Source organism: Megasphaera sp. MJR8396C (genome assembly GCF_001546855.1).
GTDB lineage: Bacteria > Bacillota > Negativicutes > Veillonellales > Megasphaeraceae > Megasphaera.
This window is the reverse complement of the sequence record NZ_KQ958172.1, coordinates 20,318-40,995: the sequence shown is the minus strand read 5'-3', so window position 1 is coordinate 40,995 and position 20,678 is coordinate 20,318. Positions and strand designations below refer to the sequence as shown.

14 protein-coding genes and 1 pseudogene are annotated in these 20,678 nt (G+C 52.6%); 8 read left to right on the top strand and 7 right to left on the bottom strand.

Going from position 1 to position 20,678, the window contains the following annotated elements; translation table 11 throughout:
- Window positions 1-9: 9 nt before the first annotated feature.
- From recJ to nifJ, 3 genes are all read right to left on the bottom strand, one after another.
- Window positions 10-1,986, bottom strand: coding sequence for a single-stranded-DNA-specific exonuclease RecJ (recJ, locus tag HMPREF3201_RS04715; protein ID WP_062411981.1), 1,977 nt, complete (start codon window positions 1,984-1,986; stop codon window positions 10-12).
- 247 nt (window positions 1,987-2,233) lie between these two features.
- The gene (locus HMPREF3201_RS04710; protein WP_062411980.1) at window positions 2,234-3,871 is read right to left on the bottom strand and encodes an EamA family transporter; all 1,638 of its coding nucleotides are present in this window, start codon (window positions 3,869-3,871) and stop codon (window positions 2,234-2,236) included.
- Window positions 3,872-4,045: 174 nt separating this feature from the next.
- On the bottom strand, window positions 4,046-7,561 hold the full coding sequence (gene nifJ / locus HMPREF3201_RS04705) for a pyruvate:ferredoxin (flavodoxin) oxidoreductase (protein ID WP_062411979.1): 3,516 nt from the start codon (window positions 7,559-7,561) through the stop codon (window positions 4,046-4,048).
- A gap of 493 nt (window positions 7,562-8,054) precedes the next feature.
- Here nifJ and HMPREF3201_RS04700 point away from each other — a divergent pair, with 493 nt between their 5' ends.
- Both HMPREF3201_RS04700 and HMPREF3201_RS11990 read left to right on the top strand, forming a co-directional pair.
- Window positions 8,055-8,966: a LysR family transcriptional regulator gene (locus tag HMPREF3201_RS04700; protein WP_044503611.1), complete on the top strand. Its 912-nt coding sequence runs from the start codon at window positions 8,055-8,057 to the stop codon at window positions 8,964-8,966.
- A complete protein-coding gene (locus HMPREF3201_RS11990) occupies window positions 8,966-9,361 on the top strand; it encodes a hypothetical protein (RefSeq protein ID WP_062411978.1) in 396 nt (131 codons plus the stop codon). Before HMPREF3201_RS04700 ends, HMPREF3201_RS11990 begins: the two co-directional genes overlap by 1 nt.
- Before the next feature lie 32 nt (window positions 9,362-9,393).
- On the opposite strand, the gene HMPREF3201_RS04690 is transcribed toward HMPREF3201_RS11990, so the two are convergent.
- Genes HMPREF3201_RS04690 through HMPREF3201_RS04680 form a run of 3 tightly spaced genes read right to left on the bottom strand, consistent with a single transcriptional unit; the run spans window position 9,394 to window position 11,869 of the window.
- A complete protein-coding gene (locus HMPREF3201_RS04690) occupies window positions 9,394-10,080 on the bottom strand; it encodes an HAD family hydrolase (protein WP_062411977.1) in 687 nt (228 codons plus the stop codon).
- A gap of 24 nt (window positions 10,081-10,104) precedes the next feature.
- Window positions 10,105-11,301, bottom strand: a complete 1,197-nt coding sequence (locus tag HMPREF3201_RS04685) for an acetate/propionate family kinase (RefSeq protein WP_062411976.1) — start codon at window positions 11,299-11,301, stop codon at window positions 10,105-10,107.
- Window positions 11,302-11,332: 31 nt separating this feature from the next.
- Window positions 11,333-11,869 (bottom strand): hypothetical protein, encoded by a 537-nt coding sequence (locus tag HMPREF3201_RS04680; RefSeq protein WP_062411975.1) that lies wholly within the window; start codon window positions 11,867-11,869, stop codon window positions 11,333-11,335.
- Between the two features lie 273 nt (window positions 11,870-12,142).
- Here HMPREF3201_RS04680 and HMPREF3201_RS04675 point away from each other — a divergent pair, with 273 nt between their 5' ends.
- Both HMPREF3201_RS04675 and gltS read left to right on the top strand, forming a co-directional pair.
- Complete coding sequence (locus HMPREF3201_RS04675) at window positions 12,143-13,354, top strand: tRNA(Met) cytidine acetate ligase (protein ID WP_062411974.1); 1,212 nt, start codon at window positions 12,143-12,145, stop codon at window positions 13,352-13,354.
- Between the two features lie 134 nt (window positions 13,355-13,488).
- Window positions 13,489-14,751: a sodium/glutamate symporter gene (gltS, locus tag HMPREF3201_RS04670; RefSeq protein WP_062411973.1), complete on the top strand. Its 1,263-nt coding sequence runs from the start codon at window positions 13,489-13,491 to the stop codon at window positions 14,749-14,751.
- Here gltS and HMPREF3201_RS04665 read toward each other — a convergent pair.
- A complete protein-coding gene (locus HMPREF3201_RS04665) occupies window positions 14,748-15,554 on the bottom strand; it encodes a tetratricopeptide repeat protein (protein ID WP_062411972.1) in 807 nt (268 codons plus the stop codon). The two genes, gltS and HMPREF3201_RS04665, sit on opposite strands and share 4 nt — an antisense overlap.
- Before the next feature lie 222 nt (window positions 15,555-15,776).
- Here HMPREF3201_RS04665 and clpB point away from each other — a divergent pair, with 222 nt between their 5' ends.
- From clpB to HMPREF3201_RS04645, 4 genes and pseudogenes are all read left to right on the top strand, one after another.
- Entirely contained in the window at window positions 15,777-18,365 is a 2,589-nt protein-coding gene (clpB, locus tag HMPREF3201_RS04660) for an ATP-dependent chaperone ClpB (protein WP_062411971.1), read from the top strand.
- A 109-nt stretch (window positions 18,366-18,474) separates the two neighbouring features.
- Window positions 18,475-18,978: an S-adenosylmethionine decarboxylase family protein gene (locus HMPREF3201_RS04655; RefSeq protein ID WP_044503603.1), complete on the top strand. Its 504-nt coding sequence runs from the start codon at window positions 18,475-18,477 to the stop codon at window positions 18,976-18,978.
- A gap of 30 nt (window positions 18,979-19,008) precedes the next feature.
- Window positions 19,009-19,490, top strand: a pseudogene (locus HMPREF3201_RS04650) (HD-GYP domain-containing protein).
- Between the two features lie 294 nt (window positions 19,491-19,784).
- Entirely contained in the window at window positions 19,785-20,615 is an 831-nt protein-coding gene (locus tag HMPREF3201_RS04645) for a hypothetical protein (RefSeq protein ID WP_197408260.1), read from the top strand.
- Window positions 20,616-20,678 lie beyond the last annotated feature (63 nt).

Below are 20,678 nucleotides of genomic sequence, written 5' to 3'. Positions count from 1 at the left end.
AAAACCTCCTTACTCCCTGCAATACATTTCATACGTCGGAGACATATGAAGATCCATTTTCCCTGCAAGGATAGGAAAATAATAGACTGGACCGTCGTCATCTTGGCGAACTTTGAGGACGCCGATTTCCCGAAGGACGACGATGGCCGCGTAAATGGTATGGACGTCGTAGCGGTCGGCCTGGGAGGCTGCCATGCGGCGCCGGACCTGCCAAACGGGCATCCCCCATTCGGGCAGGAGTTTTTTCAAGGCCATGTAGATATCTACCATGACCGTCCGGTTGAGCACGGCCTCGTTGTTCAAGACGTGGACGTCCTGAATGACCAGCTGTGGCGACGACGTGCCGTTAAAATCGTTGCGTTCGAGCTGAAAGGCAACGTCGATGAGATCGCCTTCGACGATGGCGTCACAGAGTTCCGGCTGAGACCAGGCAACGCCGTTCAAGAGTGTCTTATGCGGGCCACAGGCGACGATGCGTACGTGCTGCTTGTTCCGCCCGATAGGCCGGATTTCGTCGACGGTCAGGTTCCGCATGGAAAAGACGGGGCGGCTGTTGCCCATGCCGTAAGGCTCTAACGAAGCCAGTTCGGCGATCATATCCAGCGAAACGTCCTGCGTTTCCAGCTCTTTATCTAAATGGACCAAGGGAATGTAATCGTCGGCCGTCATATGGGCCGCTGCATAGTCAAGGAGCCGCTGGCGCAGGCCTTCGATGTTTTCGGCTTTGATGGAAAAACCGGCTGCCATCGTGTGGCCGCCAAATTGGATGAGCAGGTCCTTAGCCGACTGCAGGGCTTCATACATATTGAAGCCGGTAATGCTCCGGCACGATCCTTTGCCGATGCCGTCGCTGATGGTGATGACCAGGGCCGGTCGGTAGTATTTTTCGACGAGCCGTGAAGCGGCAATGCCGATGACGCCGACATGCCAGTCTTCATGACTGGCGATGAGGACCTCGTCCCTTTCCCTTCGCTGGCTTTCGATTTGGGCGATGGCCTCTTTGGCAATGGTATGCTCGATGTCCTGGCGCTCGGCATTGAGTTCACTGAGCTCAGAGGCCGCGGCTGCCGCCTTTTCGGCGTCGGTCTCTAAAAGCAGTTCGACGCCCTTGGTCGCATGACTGATGCGGCCGGCGGCATTGAGCCTGGGGGCTGCCGTAAAGGCGATGCGGCCGGCTGTAATTTCTTTGTCGGCCAGTCCCGAAGCTCGCAGCAGGGCGTAGAGGCCTGTCCGCTGCCCTTTTTTCATCAATTCCAGCCCCTGACGGACGATGATGCGGTTTTCCCCGACTAAGGGCACCAGGTCGGCAATGGTACCCAAGGCCGAAAGATCCGAATAGCCTGCCAGGTCTTCGTCACAGCAGCGCTGCCAAAGGGCCCGGCAAAGGACGTAGGCCACGCCGGCACCGGCCAGTTCCTTAAAGGGATAGGGACAGCCGGGCTTCTTGGGATTGAGAACGGCCAAGGCCGGCGGTATCGCCTCCGGCGGTTCGTGATGATCGGTAATGATGATATCGAGACGAGGTGAAAACTCACGGACCAGCTCGTACGATGAAATGCCGCAGTCGACGGTGATGAGGACATCGGCTTCATGCTCTAAGTGCTGCAGGGCCTCTTCATTGAGGCCATAGCCTTCACTCTGGCGTTCAGGGATATAAAACTTCGGCGATGCCCCCAAATCGCGCAGGACGGAATAAACAAGTGACGTCGACGTAATCCCGTCGACGTCATAGTCACCATAGATGACGATGCGTTCTTTATCCTCTACAGCCTGTTTCAGTCGACGAACGGCTGTTTCCATCCCGTCCATCAAGAAGGGATCGGCCATGTCGGTCAAGGTGTCCCGGAGAAAATGACGCCCTTCCTCGACATCGGCAATGCCGCGGTTGGCCAGTATCTGAGCCAAGATCGGCGATATATGCAGTTGTTCCGTTAAGGCTGACGTAAGGCCCTCTTCGATGGGGGCAAACTGCCATCTTTTCTCCATTTGCATCACAACTCATTCTCAGGAATAATCACTATCAATAAATCAATTCTTATTTTATCACTTTCTATTCTCAAAATAAAGACTAAATTAATATGCACTTAGCCTAATTTCCATCTCGCCAATGGATTTTACCCGTTCTTTACGTCTCCCCTGCCGGCCCTTTTCTTTTCGAGAATACGAAAAAGGACTATTCATGAAAAGTCACGAATAGCCCTCTCTATCACAGCCTTATATCGAAAATATCATCTTACGACGGCATCACTTCGGCCCTTGTCCGGGTCTTAGCCGAATCCTTGTCGCTTCCCATAATTAAGGGATTGATATCTTCTTGAGAAATGGTCAGGCGATGCTGAGCCGCTTCTAAGATGAGGTCCGCCGTCTTGACGATACCGTAATCACTGGACTTAAGGCTCAAATCGTAGTTGGCGCCATAGCCCCAGTACGAATCGGTGCAGTACATGCAGTGATCCCGCCGTTCCTGGTTGACATGGTTGCGAAGTTTCGTCGCCCGGTCGGCATCGATGTGTTCCCGGAGCATGATGCGCTGGACAGCCCAGTCCGGGTCCGAGGAAATGAAGACGTTGAAGGTATTGGGCCGTTTGCGCAGGACGTAGTTTGCCAGGCGGCCGACGATGACGCAGGATTGGCCCGTCGTCAAGGCCTCAATGACTTCCGCTTCGTCGCGGAACATTTCCATCTGGTTCGATTCATAGCCCGACGCATAGTGGACGTAATCTTCATAAACTTTGGAGAGGAGCGGCCCCAGGCGGCGTTTCTGGTCCTTGCACCAGGCGACGACCGTCTGCGGATGTTCTTTCTGGGTACGGTTGAAAATTTCCGTATCGTAATAAGGAACGCCTAACTTACGGGCCACAAGTTTCCCAATATTGCGGCCGCCGCTGCCAAATTCACGGGAAATGGTAACGACCAAGGGGCATTCTGTATCTTCCTTCATCCAAGCCGGATGGTTGGTACGACCGGCGATTTCGCCGATGGCATGATGCGGGAAAAGCAGGTGTTCGATAGGTCCAGCCATGGTGCAGCCCAGAAGGATGAGGGCCAAGCCGATGACAGCGTTGGCCGTAATCGGTTCCGATAAGATAATCGCAGCCAGGATGAGAGCGATGATCGGCTTAATGAAAAAGGCAAAAGAAGCATTGGACGGGCCGGTCAGTTCAATGGCCTTCATGAAGAACAGATAGCCAAAGCCGGTGACGACCAGTGAGCAGTACAGGAGCGGCCAGATAGTCTGGGCGTTGATACCGGCAATGATCGGGTCGCCGTGGAAAATCAGAATGACCAACAAAAACAGGCAGCCGATGAGAAAACTGAAGGCGTTTTCGACGTTGCCCCCTAATTTCGCGATTCGAAGTTTTCCCAAGGTCGTGTAGAAGGCAAAGGAAATGGCCGCTGCCAGGGACACCAGAAGCCCGACGTTACCGTTTTCGATGATATCCACCGGGTTGGCGACAATGATCAGGCCGATAAGGCTCAGCACCAAGGTGATGGCCTTCTTACGCGTAAAGGCTTCGTGGATGAGAAAATAGGAAAAGATCATGACGAAGATCGGGTTACTGGAAAAGACGATGGCTGCCAGGCTGGCATTGGCCATGTTGACGCCGATCTGGAAGAGAATCATGCTGAAGCAGATATTGACCAGTCCCAGAATGGCCAAATATCCCCAATCAGACCGATCGATATGAATATGATGCTTCTTCATATCGCGGATGGCCAGCGGCATGAGCAGGATGCCGCCTACGAGAAAGCGGAGAAAGGTCAGCTGGAATGGCGTAAAGGCCGTACCGGCGATCTTCAGTGAAATTTCCATGGTCCCAAAGGCAAGAGCTGCCAGGACTATGCAGAGCGTACCCATTTTAGATGACATGAAAGAGGCCCCCTAGTTCATCTAAGTATTATAACAAAGAATAAAAATATAAAAAATCCATTCACAATTTATTATACTCTACTTCCCCATAAATAACAACAAAAAGGCCCTGCATGGTGGAAACCACCGTGCAGAGCCTTTCCGCTATTTATCTATGCAGCAAGTGCATTTAAATTAGTCTTCAAAACCCTTCTGCAGACGGACGTAGGAATGACGACGATTCTTAGCGTCAGTTTCAGTCTTAGCATAGAGAGCTTCGGCTTCTTCCGGGAAGCTCTTCTTGAGGGATGCGTAACGAACTTCACCCTGCAAGAATTCCTGGAATTTGCTGTAATCCGGTTCTTTGGAATCGAGGCTGAACGGGTTCTTGCCCTGTTCTTTGAGATCCGGGTTGTAACGGAAGAGATCCCAGTAGCCGCATTCGACAGCGAGTTTTTCTTCCGTCTGGCTCTTGCCCATGCCCTTACGGATACCATGGTTGATGCAAGGAGCGTAGCAGATAACCAAGGACGGGCCATGGTATGCTTCAGCTTCGGTGATAGCTTTGAGGAGCTGGTTCTTGTCAGCGCCCATAGCTACCTGAGCTACATAGACGTAACCGTAGGAAATAGCCATCATGCCGAGGTCCTTCTTCTTGGTGCGTTTGCCGGCAGCAGCGAACTGTGCGATAGCTGCAGTCGGGGTAGCTTTAGAGGACTGACCGCCGGTGTTGGAGTAAACTTCCGTATCGAGAACGAGGACGTTGATGTCGTTGTCCGAAGCGAGGACATGGTCAACACCGCCGTAACCGATATCGTAGGACCAACCGTCACCACCGATGATCCACTGGCTACGTTTTACGAAGAACTGTTTCTTAGCGAGGAAGTCTTCGAGAACCGGTTTGCCGGCAGCTTCTTTTTCGAGGAGAGCCGTCAATTTGTCAGCGCGTTCACGAGTGCCTTCACCTTCATAAGCGTGAGCAGCCCAGTCGCTGAGTGCTTCCTGGAGTTCCGGAGAAGCGACAGCTTTAGCAGCGTCGAGGTTTTCGACCAAGTCTTTGCGGACTTTGTCTACGCCGAGGAACATGCCGAGGCCAAATTCAGCAGCATCTTCGAAGAGGCTGTTTGCCCAGGACGGGCCGTGGCCGGCAGCGTTCATGGTGTACGGGGAAACAGGAGCCGATGCACCCCAAATGGAGGAGCAGCCTGTTGCGTTAGCGATCATCATGCGGTCGCCGAAGAGCTGTGTAACGAGTTTGACATACGGGGTTTCACCGCAGCCTGCGCATGCGCCGGAGAATTCGAGGAGCGGCTGTTCGAACTGAGAACCGATAACCGTCTTCTTGTTCTGCGGGTTAGCTTTCGGAGCAACCTTTTCCGTAGCATAGTACCAGAATTCCATCTTCTTACGTTCTTCGTCGGTATTCGGAACCATGGTGAGGGCCTGAACCGGGCAGACGTTTACGCAAGAACCGCATTCGAGGCAGTCGAGCTGGTCGACAACGATAGCCAAATCGTATTCTTTACCGGATTTAGCTTTCGTAGCGACTTTGTAACCAGCCGGAGCAGCAGCCGTTTCTTCTTTGGTCGTCAAGCACGGACGAACCGTAGCATGCGGGCAAACGAAGGAACACTGGAGGCAGCCGATACATTTTTCGTTATCCCAGGAAGGAACGTGCAGAGCCGGGCCAGCTTTTTCGAATTTCGAAGTGCCGGAAGGCATGGTGCCATCTTCGCGGCCGACAAATGCGGAAACCGGGAGATCGTCGCCAACCTGTTCGAGCATCGGTTTTGCAACATCCGTGAAGTACTTCGTAGCCGGGCGGCCTTCGACGACTTCGTCAACAGCATCAGCCCAGGAAGCCGGATAGTTAACTTCATGGAATTCTTTGATACCAGCATCAACGGCGCCATTGTTCATGTCAATGATCTTCTGGCCTTTTTTGCCGTAGTTCTTGATGATGGAGTCTTTCAAGTATTTAACAGCGTCTTCTACAGGGATGATCTTAGCGAGGGCAAAGAATGCAGCCTGCATGACCATGTTGATACGAGTGCCGAGGCCGAGTTTCTGGCCGATAGCGTCACCGTTCAAGGTGTAGAATTTAACGTGGTTTTTAGCGATAGCGCGTTTGATGCGAGCCGGAAGTTCGTGTTCCAGTTCTTCATCGGTCCAGGTGCAGTTCAGCATGAACGTGCCGCCTTCTTTGATGCCGCGGAGGACATCGAAACGACCTACATAGGACTGGCGATGGCAAGCGATGTAGTCAGCTGCGTCGATGAGGTACGGCATGTCAATCGGACGAGTACCGAAACGCAGGTGAGAAATCGTTACGCCGCCGGATTTCTTGGAGTCATAAGCGAAGTATGCCTGTGCATACATATCCGTGTGGTCGCCGATGATCTTGATAGCCGATTTGTTAGCACCGACAGTACCGTCAGAACCGAAGCCCCAGAATTTACAGGACGTAAGACCCGTGGTATCAAGCGGCATTTTCGGTTCGCGCGGAAGGCTGAGGTTGGTAACGTCGTCGACGATGCCAAGGGTGAAGCCGTTGAGCGGATGATCTTTCTTCAATTCTTTGAAGACAGCGAGGAAGTCTTCCGGAAGAACGTCTTTGGAGCCCATACCGGTGCGGCCGCCGATGACGTCGATGTTAAGACCTTCTTCTTTTACGAAGCCGACAATATCGAGATAAAGCGGTTCGCCGAGGGAGCCCGGTTCTTTCGTGCGGTCGACGACAGCAATCTTCTTGACCGTTTTCGGAAGAACGTTGAGCAAGTATTTGTTGGAGAACGGACGATAGAGGTGAACGTTGATAGCACCGACTTTTTCGCCCTGGCTCTGTAAGTAGTCGACAGTCTGTTTAGCAACGTCGGAGAGAGAGCCCATGGAAACGATGATGTGTTCTGCATCAGGAGCACCGTAGTAGTTGAACGGTTTGTAGGAGCGGCCCGTGATTTCAGAAATCTTGTCCATGTAGTCAGCTACGATATCCGGCATAGCGTCATAGAATTTGTTAGCAGCTTCTGTGTGCTGGAAGTATACGTCCGGGTTTTCAGCCGTGCCGCGAACCTGCGGGTTATCCGGGTTAAGAGCACGTTTACGGAATCTGTCGATAGCTTCCCAGTCAACGAGTTTTCTGTAGTTTTCGAAATCCATGACTTCAACTTTCTGAATTTCGTGAGACGTACGGAAACCGTCGAAGAAGTTGATGAACGGCAAGGAACCTTTAATTGCCGATAAATGAGCGACCCCAGCGAGGTCCATGACTTCCTGAACATTGGATTCGGCCAAGAGACAGCAGCCCGTTGCACGAGCAGCCATAACGTCCTGATGGTCACCGAAGATGCTCAGTGCATGGTTAGCCAAAGCACGTGCAGCTACGTGGAATACGCCCGGAAGGAGTTCGCCGGCAACTTTGTACATGTTCGGCATCATGAGGAGGAAGCCCTGAGATGCGGTGTACGTCGTGGTCAAAGCACCAGCCTGTAAGGAACCGTGGAATGCGCCGGCAGCGCCAGCTTCGGACTGCATTTCAATGACATTGACTTTGTGACCGAAGAGGTTTTTCATGCCAGTGGCGGACCAATCATCGACATGTTCTGCCATAGGAGAAGACGGCGTGATCGGATAAATTGCGGCAACTTCAGTAAATGCATAGGACACCCATGCAGCTGCTTCGTTACCATCCATGGTTTTAAATTTGCTCATAGATAAAACACGCTCCTTAATTGAATGTTATACACAATATGGAAGATTCCATACTGATAGGCTTAAGATAGCTATAAAGACGTTCTGCTGTACCTCATACAGAAGGCGCGAACAGTACGCAAAGGTTCCAATGATGCATTCTGTTCACGTATCGACCATACACGTCCCATAATGAAAAAAACGCAATAAAACGTGGGAAGGTCCGACAATATTCAAAAAAAGTATTGCTAATATTCTCAATCTGTACTACTATTATAGTGGTATACAGTTTTGCACATTACCATATCTCTTTTTAGAATTGCTGACCATCACAAACCGAACGACTTTGTAACTTTTTCTTACAAGTTAATTATATGCCTAAGCAATGTTAAATTCAATAGGAATGTGATGCTAGTTTATGCATCGTTCAGTGCTATTTTGTAAACGTATACCGAAGGAGTGTATATTATAGCGTTATTTTTGATATACACGATTAGTTAGTGGAGGTGTTAGCATGGATTTTCATCATCTTAAATACTTTGTCGAAGTAGCAGACAAGAAGTCATTCAGCAAAGCAGCGCGAACACTGCATATTTCTCAGTCCGCCATCAGCCGTACCATCAAAGCCCTGGAAGAAGAACTGGGCGTCGTCCTTTTCATGCGTAATGCAAAGGCCGTCGAACTGACCGACGCCGGTACGATTTTCCTGTCCCATGCCAAACGGGTCGTCTTCATGTTCGAACATTTGAAGACCGACTTTGAAAATGAATTCAAATTGGAACAGGGCACGATTCTCATCGGTCTGCCCCCTATCACCGGGGCTCCTATCTTCGCCAACCTCTTAGGGGCATTCAAGCAGGAATATCCCCAAATTGAACTGGACTTATACGAACACGGCTCGAAGAAGGTAGAAATCAGCGTTCAGGAAGGTCTCATCGACCTTGGCATCGTCTGCACCCAGCCGAAAGAAAAGGATTTCGAATCGTTCTTCCTCACCCAGGACCCGATGAACGTCATCATCCACCGCGACAATATCCTGTCCAAGGAAAAGACGATTCCCTTGAAGAAACTGGCCAATGAATCCCTGGTCCTCTACCGCGATGACTTCAACCTGCACGACGAAATCATCCAGCACTGTAAGAAAATCGGCTTCCAGCCGAAAATCATCTTTGAAACGAGCCAGCGCGACCTCATGATCCAGACCGTCGTCGCCAACCTCGGCGTCGCTCTCCTGCCGAGCCGCCTGTGCCCGACAAAGGAAGCCAACCCGCGCGTCTCGGAATCGGTCGTCGTCCGTCCTCTGGTCGAACCGGAAATCATGCACGTCCTCTACGTCATCTGGAAACGCGGCCACTACCTGTCCCATGCGGCTCAATTATGGCTCGACTTCGTCCGCAATAAGGCCCGCGTCATCTCGAACTTATAATGGCCGGGAAAAGACAGCGCCCCGCCTCGCCCGCCGGTACGTTTAAAGGCCGGATACAGGTCGGTAAGACCTGGTTCATGAGCCAGTATCGCCGCCTCGTAACGAATTGGCACGGCCTGTCCAAAGGTCAAAAATATATGACGGCCGCCGTGGTCCTGCTCTTGGGCTGGACCCTGGTGCTGCAAGTCCAGGTTCTGGCTCTGTCCCAGACCGTTGCCCTTCAACGAGTCCGCATTTCTCAACTGGAAAAGCAGGCTCAAAAGCAGAATAACCTGCTCTATTCGGCATCGATCACCTTAGACGATATGGAAAAGAAATGGCATTCCCTGAACTTCCGCGTCCTTGAAAACACATGGCGCATCGAAGAACCTAAAAAAAACCCAGACTCAATATGATGAGTCTGGGTTTCCTTTTTATAAGGAGTTTATCATGCTTCAAGAAGCGCTTCAAAGGCTTCCGGTTCGGGAAGGGACGGAATGATTTTCCAGGGTTCGCACTTGGCCAAATCATCGTAGGAATGCCGGCCCGTGGCGACACTGATGGTCCGGGCGCCAATGGCTTTCCCGCACTGGATGTCATGGGGCGTATCGCCGATGACGTACATGGCTTCGATGTCATCGCCCCAAGTCCTTCTGGCAATGGCCAGGGCATTGCGGGCCAGGTCGTCACGATAATAGTAGTCGAAGGCAAAACCGGAATGGTCGAAATCAAAATACTGAGACAGGCCGAAGAAATCCATCTTCAGGCTGGCGCCGACGCGGCTGTTCCCCGTCAGGAGGAGCTGGCGATAGCCTTCTCTCCCGTGGAAGAATGCCAGATTTTCCGCTGCATTGGGCAGGATGACGCCTTCGTGAGCCCTGCGCTTCAGCCATTTCAGAAGCTTTTGCTCATAGTTCCGGCAAAAGGCGAAGACTTCTTCATCGGTCGGCATGACACCTGTCGATTTATAGAGCAGCTGCTGACAAATATAGTTGTCCGTCCGACCGCCGGCATCGATCTTCGGCACCGGTGTATCTTCCCCTTTTAAGTCGTGGAGAACTTCTTTAATGGCATTCAGTCCGGCATGGCCGGTATTCAATAAGGTTCCGTCAATATCCCAGTATAATAATTTCACGGTCTTCACTCCAATTGAGGCGTATTACTGTTTGGATACGATGTCCTTCGTATCACGGGCAATCATGATTTCTTCATTCGTCGGGATGACATACATCTTAACCGTCGAATCGTCGGTGCTGATCAAAGCATCTTTGCCGCGGACGTCGTTGCGCTGAGGATCGAGTTTGGCGCCGAGGTATTCGAGGCCCGATGCGATGGCTGCACGGTCTTCAATGCCGTTTTCGCCGACGCCGGCCGTAAAGGTGATGACATCGACACCGCCCATGGCAGCTGCAAAGGCACCGATTTCCTTACGGACCTGGTAGTGGAACATATCGAGAGCCAGCTGAGCCCGTTCATTGCCTTCTTCGGCAGCTTTGCCGAGGTCGCGGAAGTCGCTGGAAACGCCGGAGATACCGAGGACGCCGGACTGTTTGTTCATCAATTTGTCCATATCTTTCGTCGAAAGGTTATGGTTGTCCATGACGTTGAGGACGATAGCCGGGTCGATATCACCGCAGCGCGTGCCCATGAGGACGCCAGCCAGCGGCGTAAAGCCCATCGTCGTGTCGACGCATTTACCGTATTTGATGGCAGCTAAGGACGAGCCGTTGCCGAGATGGCAGTTGATGATGCGCAGTTCTTCAACGGGTTTGCCCATGACTTTAGCGACTTCACCGGCAACATAGCGATGGCTCGTGCCGTGGAAGCCGTAACGACGGATATGATCTTCCTTATAGAGTTCGTACGGGAGGCCGTACATGAAGGCTTTAGCCGGCATGGTCTGATGGAAGGCCGTATCGAAGACGCCGACCTGAGGTACGCCGGGCATAATTGCCTTGCAGGCATTGATGCCGATGATGTTCGGCGGATTGTGAAGCGGAGCCATGGCCGAGCATTTTTCCAAGGCTTTCATGACTTCGTCCGTAATGAGCGTAGAAGCAGCAAATTCTTCACCGCCATGGACGACGCGGTGGCCGACAGCGTCGATAGCATCCATCGATTTGATGACGCCGCATTCAGCGTCGGTCAAGATGTCGAGAACGAGCTTGACGGCTACGTTGTGATCCGGAATGGACTGCTGGATTTCCTTTTTCTGGCCATTCCATTTGTGGGTCAGCTGCGAATCGGGAAGGCCGATTTTTTCGACCAGGCCTTTTGCCATTACTTCTTCATTATCCATGTTGACGAGCTGATACTTCAAAGATGAGCTTCCGCAGTTTACAACCAATACGATCATGAAATTTTACCCTCTTTCGTGTGTTTTAAAATTACTTTAGCTGGCCAAATACGTGGTCAACTACTTCCTTCGCCAGTTCATCGCCGTCTTTGTACATGTACATGACGTGCCAGATCTGGCCGTTATCTTCAAAGAAGAAACTCCGCACGGTGAGCTTCGCCGGCTGGCCGTTCAAAGGCTCCGTATAGGAGGCGTCGACGACAGTAGCCTTGCGTCCGCTCTCTTCGGCTTCGGTAATCTTCGTTTGCAGATCAGATACATCCGGTGTCTGTTTCAGCATGGCAACGTATTTGTCAGCCATGGCAACAGGCGTCGTTTCGCCGGCTGTTTCAGAAACAGCGACGACATTGATGTGTTTGTCATTGTTAATATACATCATGCCTTCACCGTCCTGGCGGTTCACGTGTGCCAGGTCAAACGGGGTCATGACGTACACTTCCGAATTTCCGGCTTTTAACTGGACATAGCCGAAACTGTATTCTTCAAGCATCGTATTGCTGCCACAGCCGGCTAACAATACGGCAGCTGAGACCATCGCTGCAGCTGCAAGTCCTTTCAATCCCTTCATACAATCACCTATTTATGCTTTCTACAGACTAGGTTCATTATAGCATAAAAGCCTTATAGCGTCATCTAAAAAAAGCAGGAATTGGAAATACTTTGGCTATCCCCTCAAACAGCCAAAAAGAATGGCTGGCCTGCATTGACGATTTCCTTTACCTTACGTATACTTATAAACAACTTATATCGTGACACACGGCCTGTTTCATGCCGCAGCACCACTGATTGCGGCCCCGTTCGATACAGATATTGTGAAATTATGAACATAAAGGAGACTGCCATGGAAGCCATTGCCGTCATCGCCGAATTTAATCCCTTTCACACCGGCCACGCCTACTTGTTGTCGGAAATCCGCCGCCAGCGCCCTTCCGATGCGGCCATCATCGTCCTCATGAGCGGCGCCTTCGTCCAGCGCGGTGAACCGGCCCTCTTTGACAAATGGCACCGCGCCGCCTGGGCCGTCGGTAGTGGAGCCGACGCCGTCTTTGAACTGCCCGCCGTCTATGCCCTCTCGAGTGCCGCAGGCTTTGCCGCCGGCGGCGTCCGATTGGCCAGCCGCCTTAGTTGTAACAGCCTGGCCTGCGGCGTCGAAACAGGGACGGCCAACGATTTTCTCCGCTTGGCCAAGACCGCGTTAAGTCTCTCGTCCGGCGAATCGATAAAGACGGCGACGGCCGGCCGCAACCAAACAGAAGACCTGGCCAAGGCCCTGCCGGAGCTGGCCTCTCTTTTAGAACAGCCCAACGCCCTCTTGGCCCTTGAATATGCCAAAGCCATCCTACATCTGCCGTCGCCCTTGTCCCTGCTGACCATTCCCCGCACGGGGAGCCACGCCGAAACCGGCTTCGATCAGCCCTTTACCAGTGCCTCAGCCCTCCGCCGGGAACTGGAAAAAGGCTTTTCGCCCAAATCCGCAGCCTATCTGCCCTCGGCCAGCCGCGGTGACATCGAAGCCTTACTGAAAACCGGGGCCTGTACCGATTACGGCCGCTACGGCGATTTCGTCAGCCTCCAGGGGCGCCTCATGACACCGGAACGACTCCGCCGCCTGCCGGCCTTCACCGAAGGCCTTGAAAACCGCTGGCACCGGGCCTTTTCGACGCTTCCGACCTATGACGAAGCCCTGTTCTCGGTCAAGACCAAACGCTACGCCTTCAGCCGCCTGTGCCGCATGGGAGCTTACACGGTGCTGCAGCCGTCACAAGATTTCTTCGACAAGTCTTACCGCGAAGGCCCTCAGTACGGGCGCATCCTGGCCTTCAATGAACGCGGCGCCGCCTTCTTAAAGGAAATAAAAGGGTCCTTCCCCATCATAACCAAAGCGGCGCAGGACAAAAAAATCCTGTCCCCCTTAGGACAGGCCCAGCTCGACCTCGATATCCGGGCCAATGACATTCAGGCCCTCTGTTTTCGCAGCGCTTCCTGCCGAAAAGGGCACAGCGACTATTACACGTCGCCGCGCTATCTCCCCCAGGAGAATCGCCAAGGGTAATATCGATTTATTTTTATCCATATATTTGTTTTACAGCCCAAAATCTGCTATCATAAGTACTGTATTTTTTATTTTTCCATAACCTATTTCGTCGATTTCATCAAAAATCGATAAAATATGAAGGGGGCTTATTTGTGGCTGTAAATCTTAATATTTATCAAACACTGGCCGCAGCGATTGTCGTTTACTACACCGGCGTATTCTTGCGGGCCAAGTTCGACGTCCTGCGTAAGTACTGTATCCCCGCTCCGGTCGTCGGAGGCATTTTATTCGCTATCATCAACTGCATCCTATATACTCAGGGTCTCTGGCAGTACGAGCAGGATACGATTATGCAAAACATCTGTATGATGCTCTTTTTCACCAGCGTTGGCTACACGGCCAGCATCAGCCTCATCAAACGAGGCGGGGTCATGGTCTTTAAAATGGCCATCGTCACGACGATCCTCATCGTCTGCCAAAACATCATCGGCGCAGGCCTGGCAACGGCCTTTGACCTCAATTCCCTCATGGGGCTGGCAACGGGCTCGATTCCCATGGTCGGCGGTCACGGCACGGCAGCTGCCTTCGGTCCTTTGCTGGAAAGCATCGGCCTTGACAGTGGCGTCACCATTTCCGTCGCCGCAGCAACCTTTGGTCTCGTCGCCGGCGGCGTCATCGGCGGCCCGATTGGGGAAGCACTGATTCATAAACACCACCTGGTCAGCTCGGCGGAAACGGAACGTTTCGACCCTTCGGCCAGCGCCGACGCCGTCTCCCGTTTAAAAGCCGTAGCCGGCGATAAGGAACGGGCTGAAAACGCCATCAAAATCGAAAATAAAATCGGCCAGACCATCGATAACTACCGCTTCATGAACGCCATGGCCCACCTCTTTCTGGCCATGGGCCTCGGCACCCTGGTCAGCGGCTTCTTCAGCAGCATCGGCCTCGTCTTCCCGGGCTACATCGGCTCCATGATCGTCGCTGCCGTCATCCGCAACATCGCCGACTTCACCCACAGCTTCAAAGTCTACCAGCATGAAAGCGAAGTCCTCGGCAACCTCAGCCTGACCGTCTTCTTGACCTGCGTCCTCATGAGCCTCAAACTCTGGCAGCTGGCCGACCTTGCCGTACCCTTGGTCGTCATGCTCCTCAGCCAGGCCTTGTTCATGGCCATCTTCGCCTACTTCGTCGTCTTCCGCATCATGGGCCGCGATTACGAAGCGGCCGTCATGACCAGCGGTGTCTGCGGCTTCGGCTTGGGCGCTACGCCAAACGCTATCGCCAACATGACGGCCATGACAGAAATCTTCGGTCCGGCACCGACGGCTTTCTTCGTCATCCCGCTCATCGGCTCCTTGATCATCGACCCGGTCAACGCCACGATCATTACGATATTCATCAATTTACTTCATTAATCCTCGTAACTTTGGTTGCGCCAATACGCAGCTTCATCACGATCCAACTCTACGCCATCGCCTGTTTCCAGGGCGGTGGCGTAATTTTTCATGCCCTCTTTATAGCCTGACGCCGCCGACTGGGCAAACCAATAGGCAGCCTGAATGGCATCATGGGCGACGCCGTGACCGTCACGGTAGAGGACGCCCAAATTGTTCTGAGCCGGACCGTCACCAGCCATGGCCGCTTCATAATACCAGTGCGCGGCCAGTTCCCAATCTTGCCGGACTCCGTAGCCCTTTTCATAGAGATAGCCGAGATTGTTTTCAGCGATGACGTTTCCCTGAGCCGCCGCTTTGGCATACCAAGAGGCGGCTTTTTCATAATCAGGCTCGCCGGTATAGCCGAACTGATACATGATGGCCGTATTGCACTGGCCGTCGCTGTCGCCGTGGTCGGCCGCCCTTCGGTACCAATACAAGGCCTTTTCGTAATCCTGAGGGAGATCGTCCCCCACTTCATACAGGTGACCTAAATTATTTTCGGCCGCTCCATAGCCTTGGCTGGCAGCTGCACCGTACCAGGAAACAGCCTGCTTTATGTCGCGCTCCGTCCCCAAGCCATACTCATACTGATAGCCCAGGTTATATTGGCCAGCGGCATGACCGCCCTTGGCCGAACGGCGGTACCAATAAAAAGCCTTCTTATATAAATCATCTTTATCTTCTATATCGGCGTCAAAAGCTTCAAAGAAATAATCGTCTCCCATGGCACATTGAGCAGCCGCATCACCGCTAAAAGCCAATCGTTCTCTTTCGTCCATCGTCGGACTCCTTTCATCGCCCCCCATGAGGAAGGGCCATCATTATACTGCCTCGATTGTAGGGGAAAGGCCGAAGGCTGTCAACAACGTCTTTTCCGAAACATTTACAAATTTTTCTTTTTGACATATTGACTTTTTGACTTTTACAGCTATAATGATACTAGAAGCTAGCGAAAAGCTCCTAATCCTGAATACAATCGCCATAATAAGGAGGTCTTACTTATGGGAAACGAAAAATATACACAGAAAGTCATGGAAGCCTTCCAGTCTGCCCAGCAGATTGCCGCCCTCCATTATAACCAAGAAATCTCCTCGGTCCACATGCTCATGGGCCTGCTCAAAGAGCCCGAAGGCCTGCTGAGCACCATCCTTACGGAATGTCAGACCGACGTCCCCATGCTCCAGGCACGGTTGGAACAGCTGTTGAAAAAGATTCCGTCCGTCCAGGGCTCGAGCCAGATGTCGATGTCGACGGAAATGGTCCGGGTCATCGGTAAAGCCCAGCAATTAGCCGACTCTATGCATGATGACTACATCAGCACGGAACACCTACTCCTCGGGATCGTCAGCGAAAGCAGCTCCGATGTCCAGGAACTGTGCCGTGAATTCGGCCTGCACCAGGACAAGATCATGAGCACCATCAAAGCCAACCGCAAGGCCAACGTCAATACCGACAACCCGGAAGGCAACTACAAGGCTCTCGAAAAATACGGGCGCGACCTGACGGCAGCCGCCCGCCAGAACAAGCTCGACCCGGTCATCGGCCGTGACGACGAAATCCGCCGTACCATCGAAATCCTGTCGCGGCGCCGCAAGAACAACCCGGTCCTCATCGGTGAACCAGGCGTCGGCAAAACGGCCATCGTCGAAGGTTTGGCCCGCCGCATCGTCAGCGGCGACATTCCGGAATCGCTGAAGAACAAGACCCTCTACTCCCTCGACATGGGCTCCCTCATTGCCGGGGCCAAATACCGCGGCGAATTCGAAGAACGACTGAAATCAGTCCTCAATGAAATCGCCAAATCGGACGGTCAGATTCTCCTCTTCATCGATGAAATCCACACCGTCGTCGGCGCCGGCGCATCCGAAGGCTCTATGGATGCCGGCAACATCTTAAAACCGATGCTGGCCCGCGGCGACCTGCGCTGCATCGGGGCTACGACCCTCAACGAATACCAGAAATACATCGAAAAAGACGCCGCCCTCGAACGCCGTTTCCAGCCGGTCATGGTTGACCAGCCGTCGGTAGAAGATACGATCACCATTCTCCGCGGCCTGAAAGAACGCTACGAAGTCCATCACGGCGTCCGCATCCGCGATAAGGCTCTGGTCGCCGCTGCTGTCCTCTCGGACCGTTACATCTCCGACCGCTTCCTGCCCGATAAGGCCATCGACCTCGTCGACGAAGCCGCCGCCAAACTGCGCACGGAAATCGAATCCATGCCGACACCCATCGACGAATTGAGCCATAAGATCATGCAGCTCGAAATCGAAGAACAGTCCCTCACCAAGGAAACGGATGACGCTTCCAAAGAACGACTGGCTAAGATCACGGCCATGAAGGATGAATTAAAGGAAAAAGAAAACCAACTCAAATCCCAGTGGGATACGGAAAAACAGTCCATCCTGCACACCCAGGAACTGAAAAAAGAAATCGACGCCGTCAAAGGCGAAATGGCTCAGGCCGAACGCAACTACGACTTGGCCAAGGCCTCGGAACTGAAGTACGGCAAACTGCCGGAACTGGAAAAACAGCTGGCGGAACAGGAAGCACATATCAACCAGCAGCAAGATTCGCAGCTCCTCAAAGAAGAAGTCGGCGAAGAAGACATCGCCCAAGTCGTCAGCCGCTGGACGGGGATTCCCGTCACCAAGATGATGACCGGCGAACGGGAAAAACTGCTCCACCTCGACGAAACGCTCCATGAACGCGTCGTCGGTCAGGACGAAGCCGTCAGCGTCGTCAGCGACGCCATCATCCGCGCCCGTGCCGGCATCAAAGACCCGAACCGTCCTATCGGTTCCTTCATCTTCCTGGGACCGACCGGCGTCGGCAAAACAGAACTTGCCAAGACCCTGGCCGAAGCCCTCTTCGATGATGAACGGAACATCATCCGCATCGACATGTCGGAATACATGGAAAAGCACACCGTCTCGCGCCTGATCGGGGCGCCTCCGGGATACGTCGGCTATGACGAAGGTGGTCAGCTCACGGAAGCCGTCCGTCGCCGTCCGTACAGCGTCATCCTCCTCGACGAAATCGAAAAGGCTCATCCCGACATCTTCAACGTCCTCTTACAGATTCTCGATGACGGCCGCCTGACCGACGGCAAGGGCCGCGTCGTCAACTTCAAGAACACCATCATCATCATGACCAGTAACCTGGGCTCTCATGAAATTTTGGAAACACCGGACTACGAACAGGCCAACCAGAAAGTCCGCGACCTGCTCAAACAGTACTTCCGTCCGGAATTCCTCAACCGTGTCGACGACATCGTCGTCTTCAAGGCCTTGCAAAAAGACCAGGTACGTAATATCGCGGCTATCCTCTTGGAACGCCTCGGTCAGCGTCTGGAAAAACAAATCAAGATTAAACTCACCTGGACCGATGAAGCCCTGCAGGAATTGGCCGACAAGGGATTCGATCCCCAGTTCGGTGCCCGTCCCCTGCGCCGCCTCATCACCCACACCGTCGAAACGTCGTTGAGCCGCAGCATCATTGCCGGCACCATTCGCGAAGGCGATACGGTTGCCATCGGCTTTGACGGAACGGATTTTACCTTCACTCCCATTGGTGAGCACAAAGCATAACTAAAACCAGCCTCATGGGGTTTTAACATATCCCATGGGGCCCTTTTTAGTTTACAAGTTCCCAAAAACAGTATATAATTAATTGTAACTAAGTAACGGGTGGAGATTTATGAATAATACATTAGGAAATCATGTACTGATCGATTTTTATAACTGCAAAGCTTCTTTCACCGAAGCCGAAGACTTGCAGCCCTTGGTAGAACGCGCATTCCATTTGGTCGGCGCACCTGCTGAGGGCATTACCTTCTTCCATATTGATGACGAACTGACGTGCATGGCTGTCTCGGGCAACGCCCATATCAGCATCCACGCCTATCCTCTCCTCTCCTACGTGGCAGTAGATATCTACAGTTTTAACATCGACCTTAAGACGAGCCAAATCATGAACGCATTAAAAGTAAACCTCCGTTCCGACCGCATCAAGGCGACGAGTATCCGCCGCGGTGATTTCGGCTCAATCCGCGACATGCGCCCGAAGCGCAAGTCCAAGATTACGACAGCACGGCGTATGAAAAATACAGGCGCGCGCATCAAAAAAACGAGTGCCAAAATGTTCAATATCCTTCGTCATCCCAAAAAAGTACGCCAGTCGAATCGGACGACGAACGAATAGTATGGTTGCAGATGAAAGGGTTTGTTTGTCATGTATATGGTATCGTTAAATCAAGCAGCGGGCATCGCCCGTGAAGAAATGACATCCTTGGACGGCATTACGGCAGAGTTGCTCAACTTCATACAGCTAAAAAGTCAGCGCTTATATATGCACTCCCTGCAAGTTGCCAACTACAGCGTCAGTATCGCTGCCAAGCTCATGCTTCCCAAGAGCGAGATTGAACAGATAAAATATGCTGCTCTCCTCCACGACGTCGGTCTTTTGGTCGTATCTAATACTCTTTTAGTCAAGATACCTTATCTCAACCGCTCGGAAATGGCCCAGTACAAGCGTCATGCAGCGGCCGGCGGCAATATGTTGGAAAGCATCCCCTGCTGCCAGGACATCGTGCCCTACAGTCGACGGAATTTTGGGCCAAGACAAAAAAACAAGCCGTCCGCGAACTCTTCAGCTCCTCAGGCCTCCTCTTTGACCCGGAAGTGGTCAAGGCCTTCATTGAAATCTTAGGATAATAGGAATCTTTCAAGCGTCGCTTCTCTGACAACGTCTCCCGTCAGAGAGGCGACGCTTTTTCGTATCGTCCCATGACTGTAAAGCTGTAAAATGGCCTTCGTAAAAAGCGGAAAAGCCCAAGACGTCTCCTATTTTCATAGAAAATATATGATATAATTAAATATAATTATACGGCTTATTTACAGTCAATTTTCCTGAAGGATGTGATGATGTTGAACCTGGCACCCCAACGTGCAGACCGTGCCGCTCACCTGACAATCTTACTCAGTACCTGGCTTTATGTTTTCATCAATATGGCGACCCGAGATTTTGAAATCGTCTCCATCGCAGCCGTCGTCATCTTATTCATCGCTTTTACCTGGCGGCGCATCATGTACATCGTCATCACCGCGGCCGTTACGGTGCTTCTCATCAGTATCTTCCCCTTTTTAGCCCCCGTGGCCTTTGTCATTATGGTGGTCATTTTCTGCCTGCGCCTAAAATACATCGTATCCAACTGGCGGGCCGTCCTGGCCGGATTCTACATGTACGGCGTCGGTTTCTACTTTGCCGTCGGCCGCAGTACGACCGTCGACCCTATTTCAGCCCTGCTCACAGGCTTCGTCGCCGCCGTCGGCTTCCACCTCATCCTGATCTGGCTCTATTCCCACCAATATACGTTGGAACGAGCCCTGCCCATTATGGGCGTCGCCCCGCTGCTCATCATCCTTCTCTGTCTGCCCTTCATCAAGGCCTTCGGCGGTTTTGATGCCATCACCGACGCAGCCGATACATCTGTCGATACGACGGTCGACACGGCACACAGCGGCGATATCCACGGCGGATCCGATGCCGTCACGCCCGCCCCGGGCACCCATTATACCCACGATTACTACCGTACGGGACCGGACGGCACCCTGCACCACGTTAGGGGCTATGAAGCGACCAATCCCGACGGCATCGTCAGCAACAACTATTCCTATCACGGCCAGTCCGTGCCCTATTCCGGAGGGACTTCCGGCAGCCATGTTACATCGCCTGCCACCGAGACGCCTCCGACGGCAACCGATCCGATTGCTGACAGCACCCTCGTCGCCGATCCCGGACCGAAACGGACCGAACCAAAGCAGGAAGAAGATGACTGACACCAAAGCGACAAGACATAATCACTCAAATATGCAAAAAAGCCTGATTTCTTTTACGAGAAA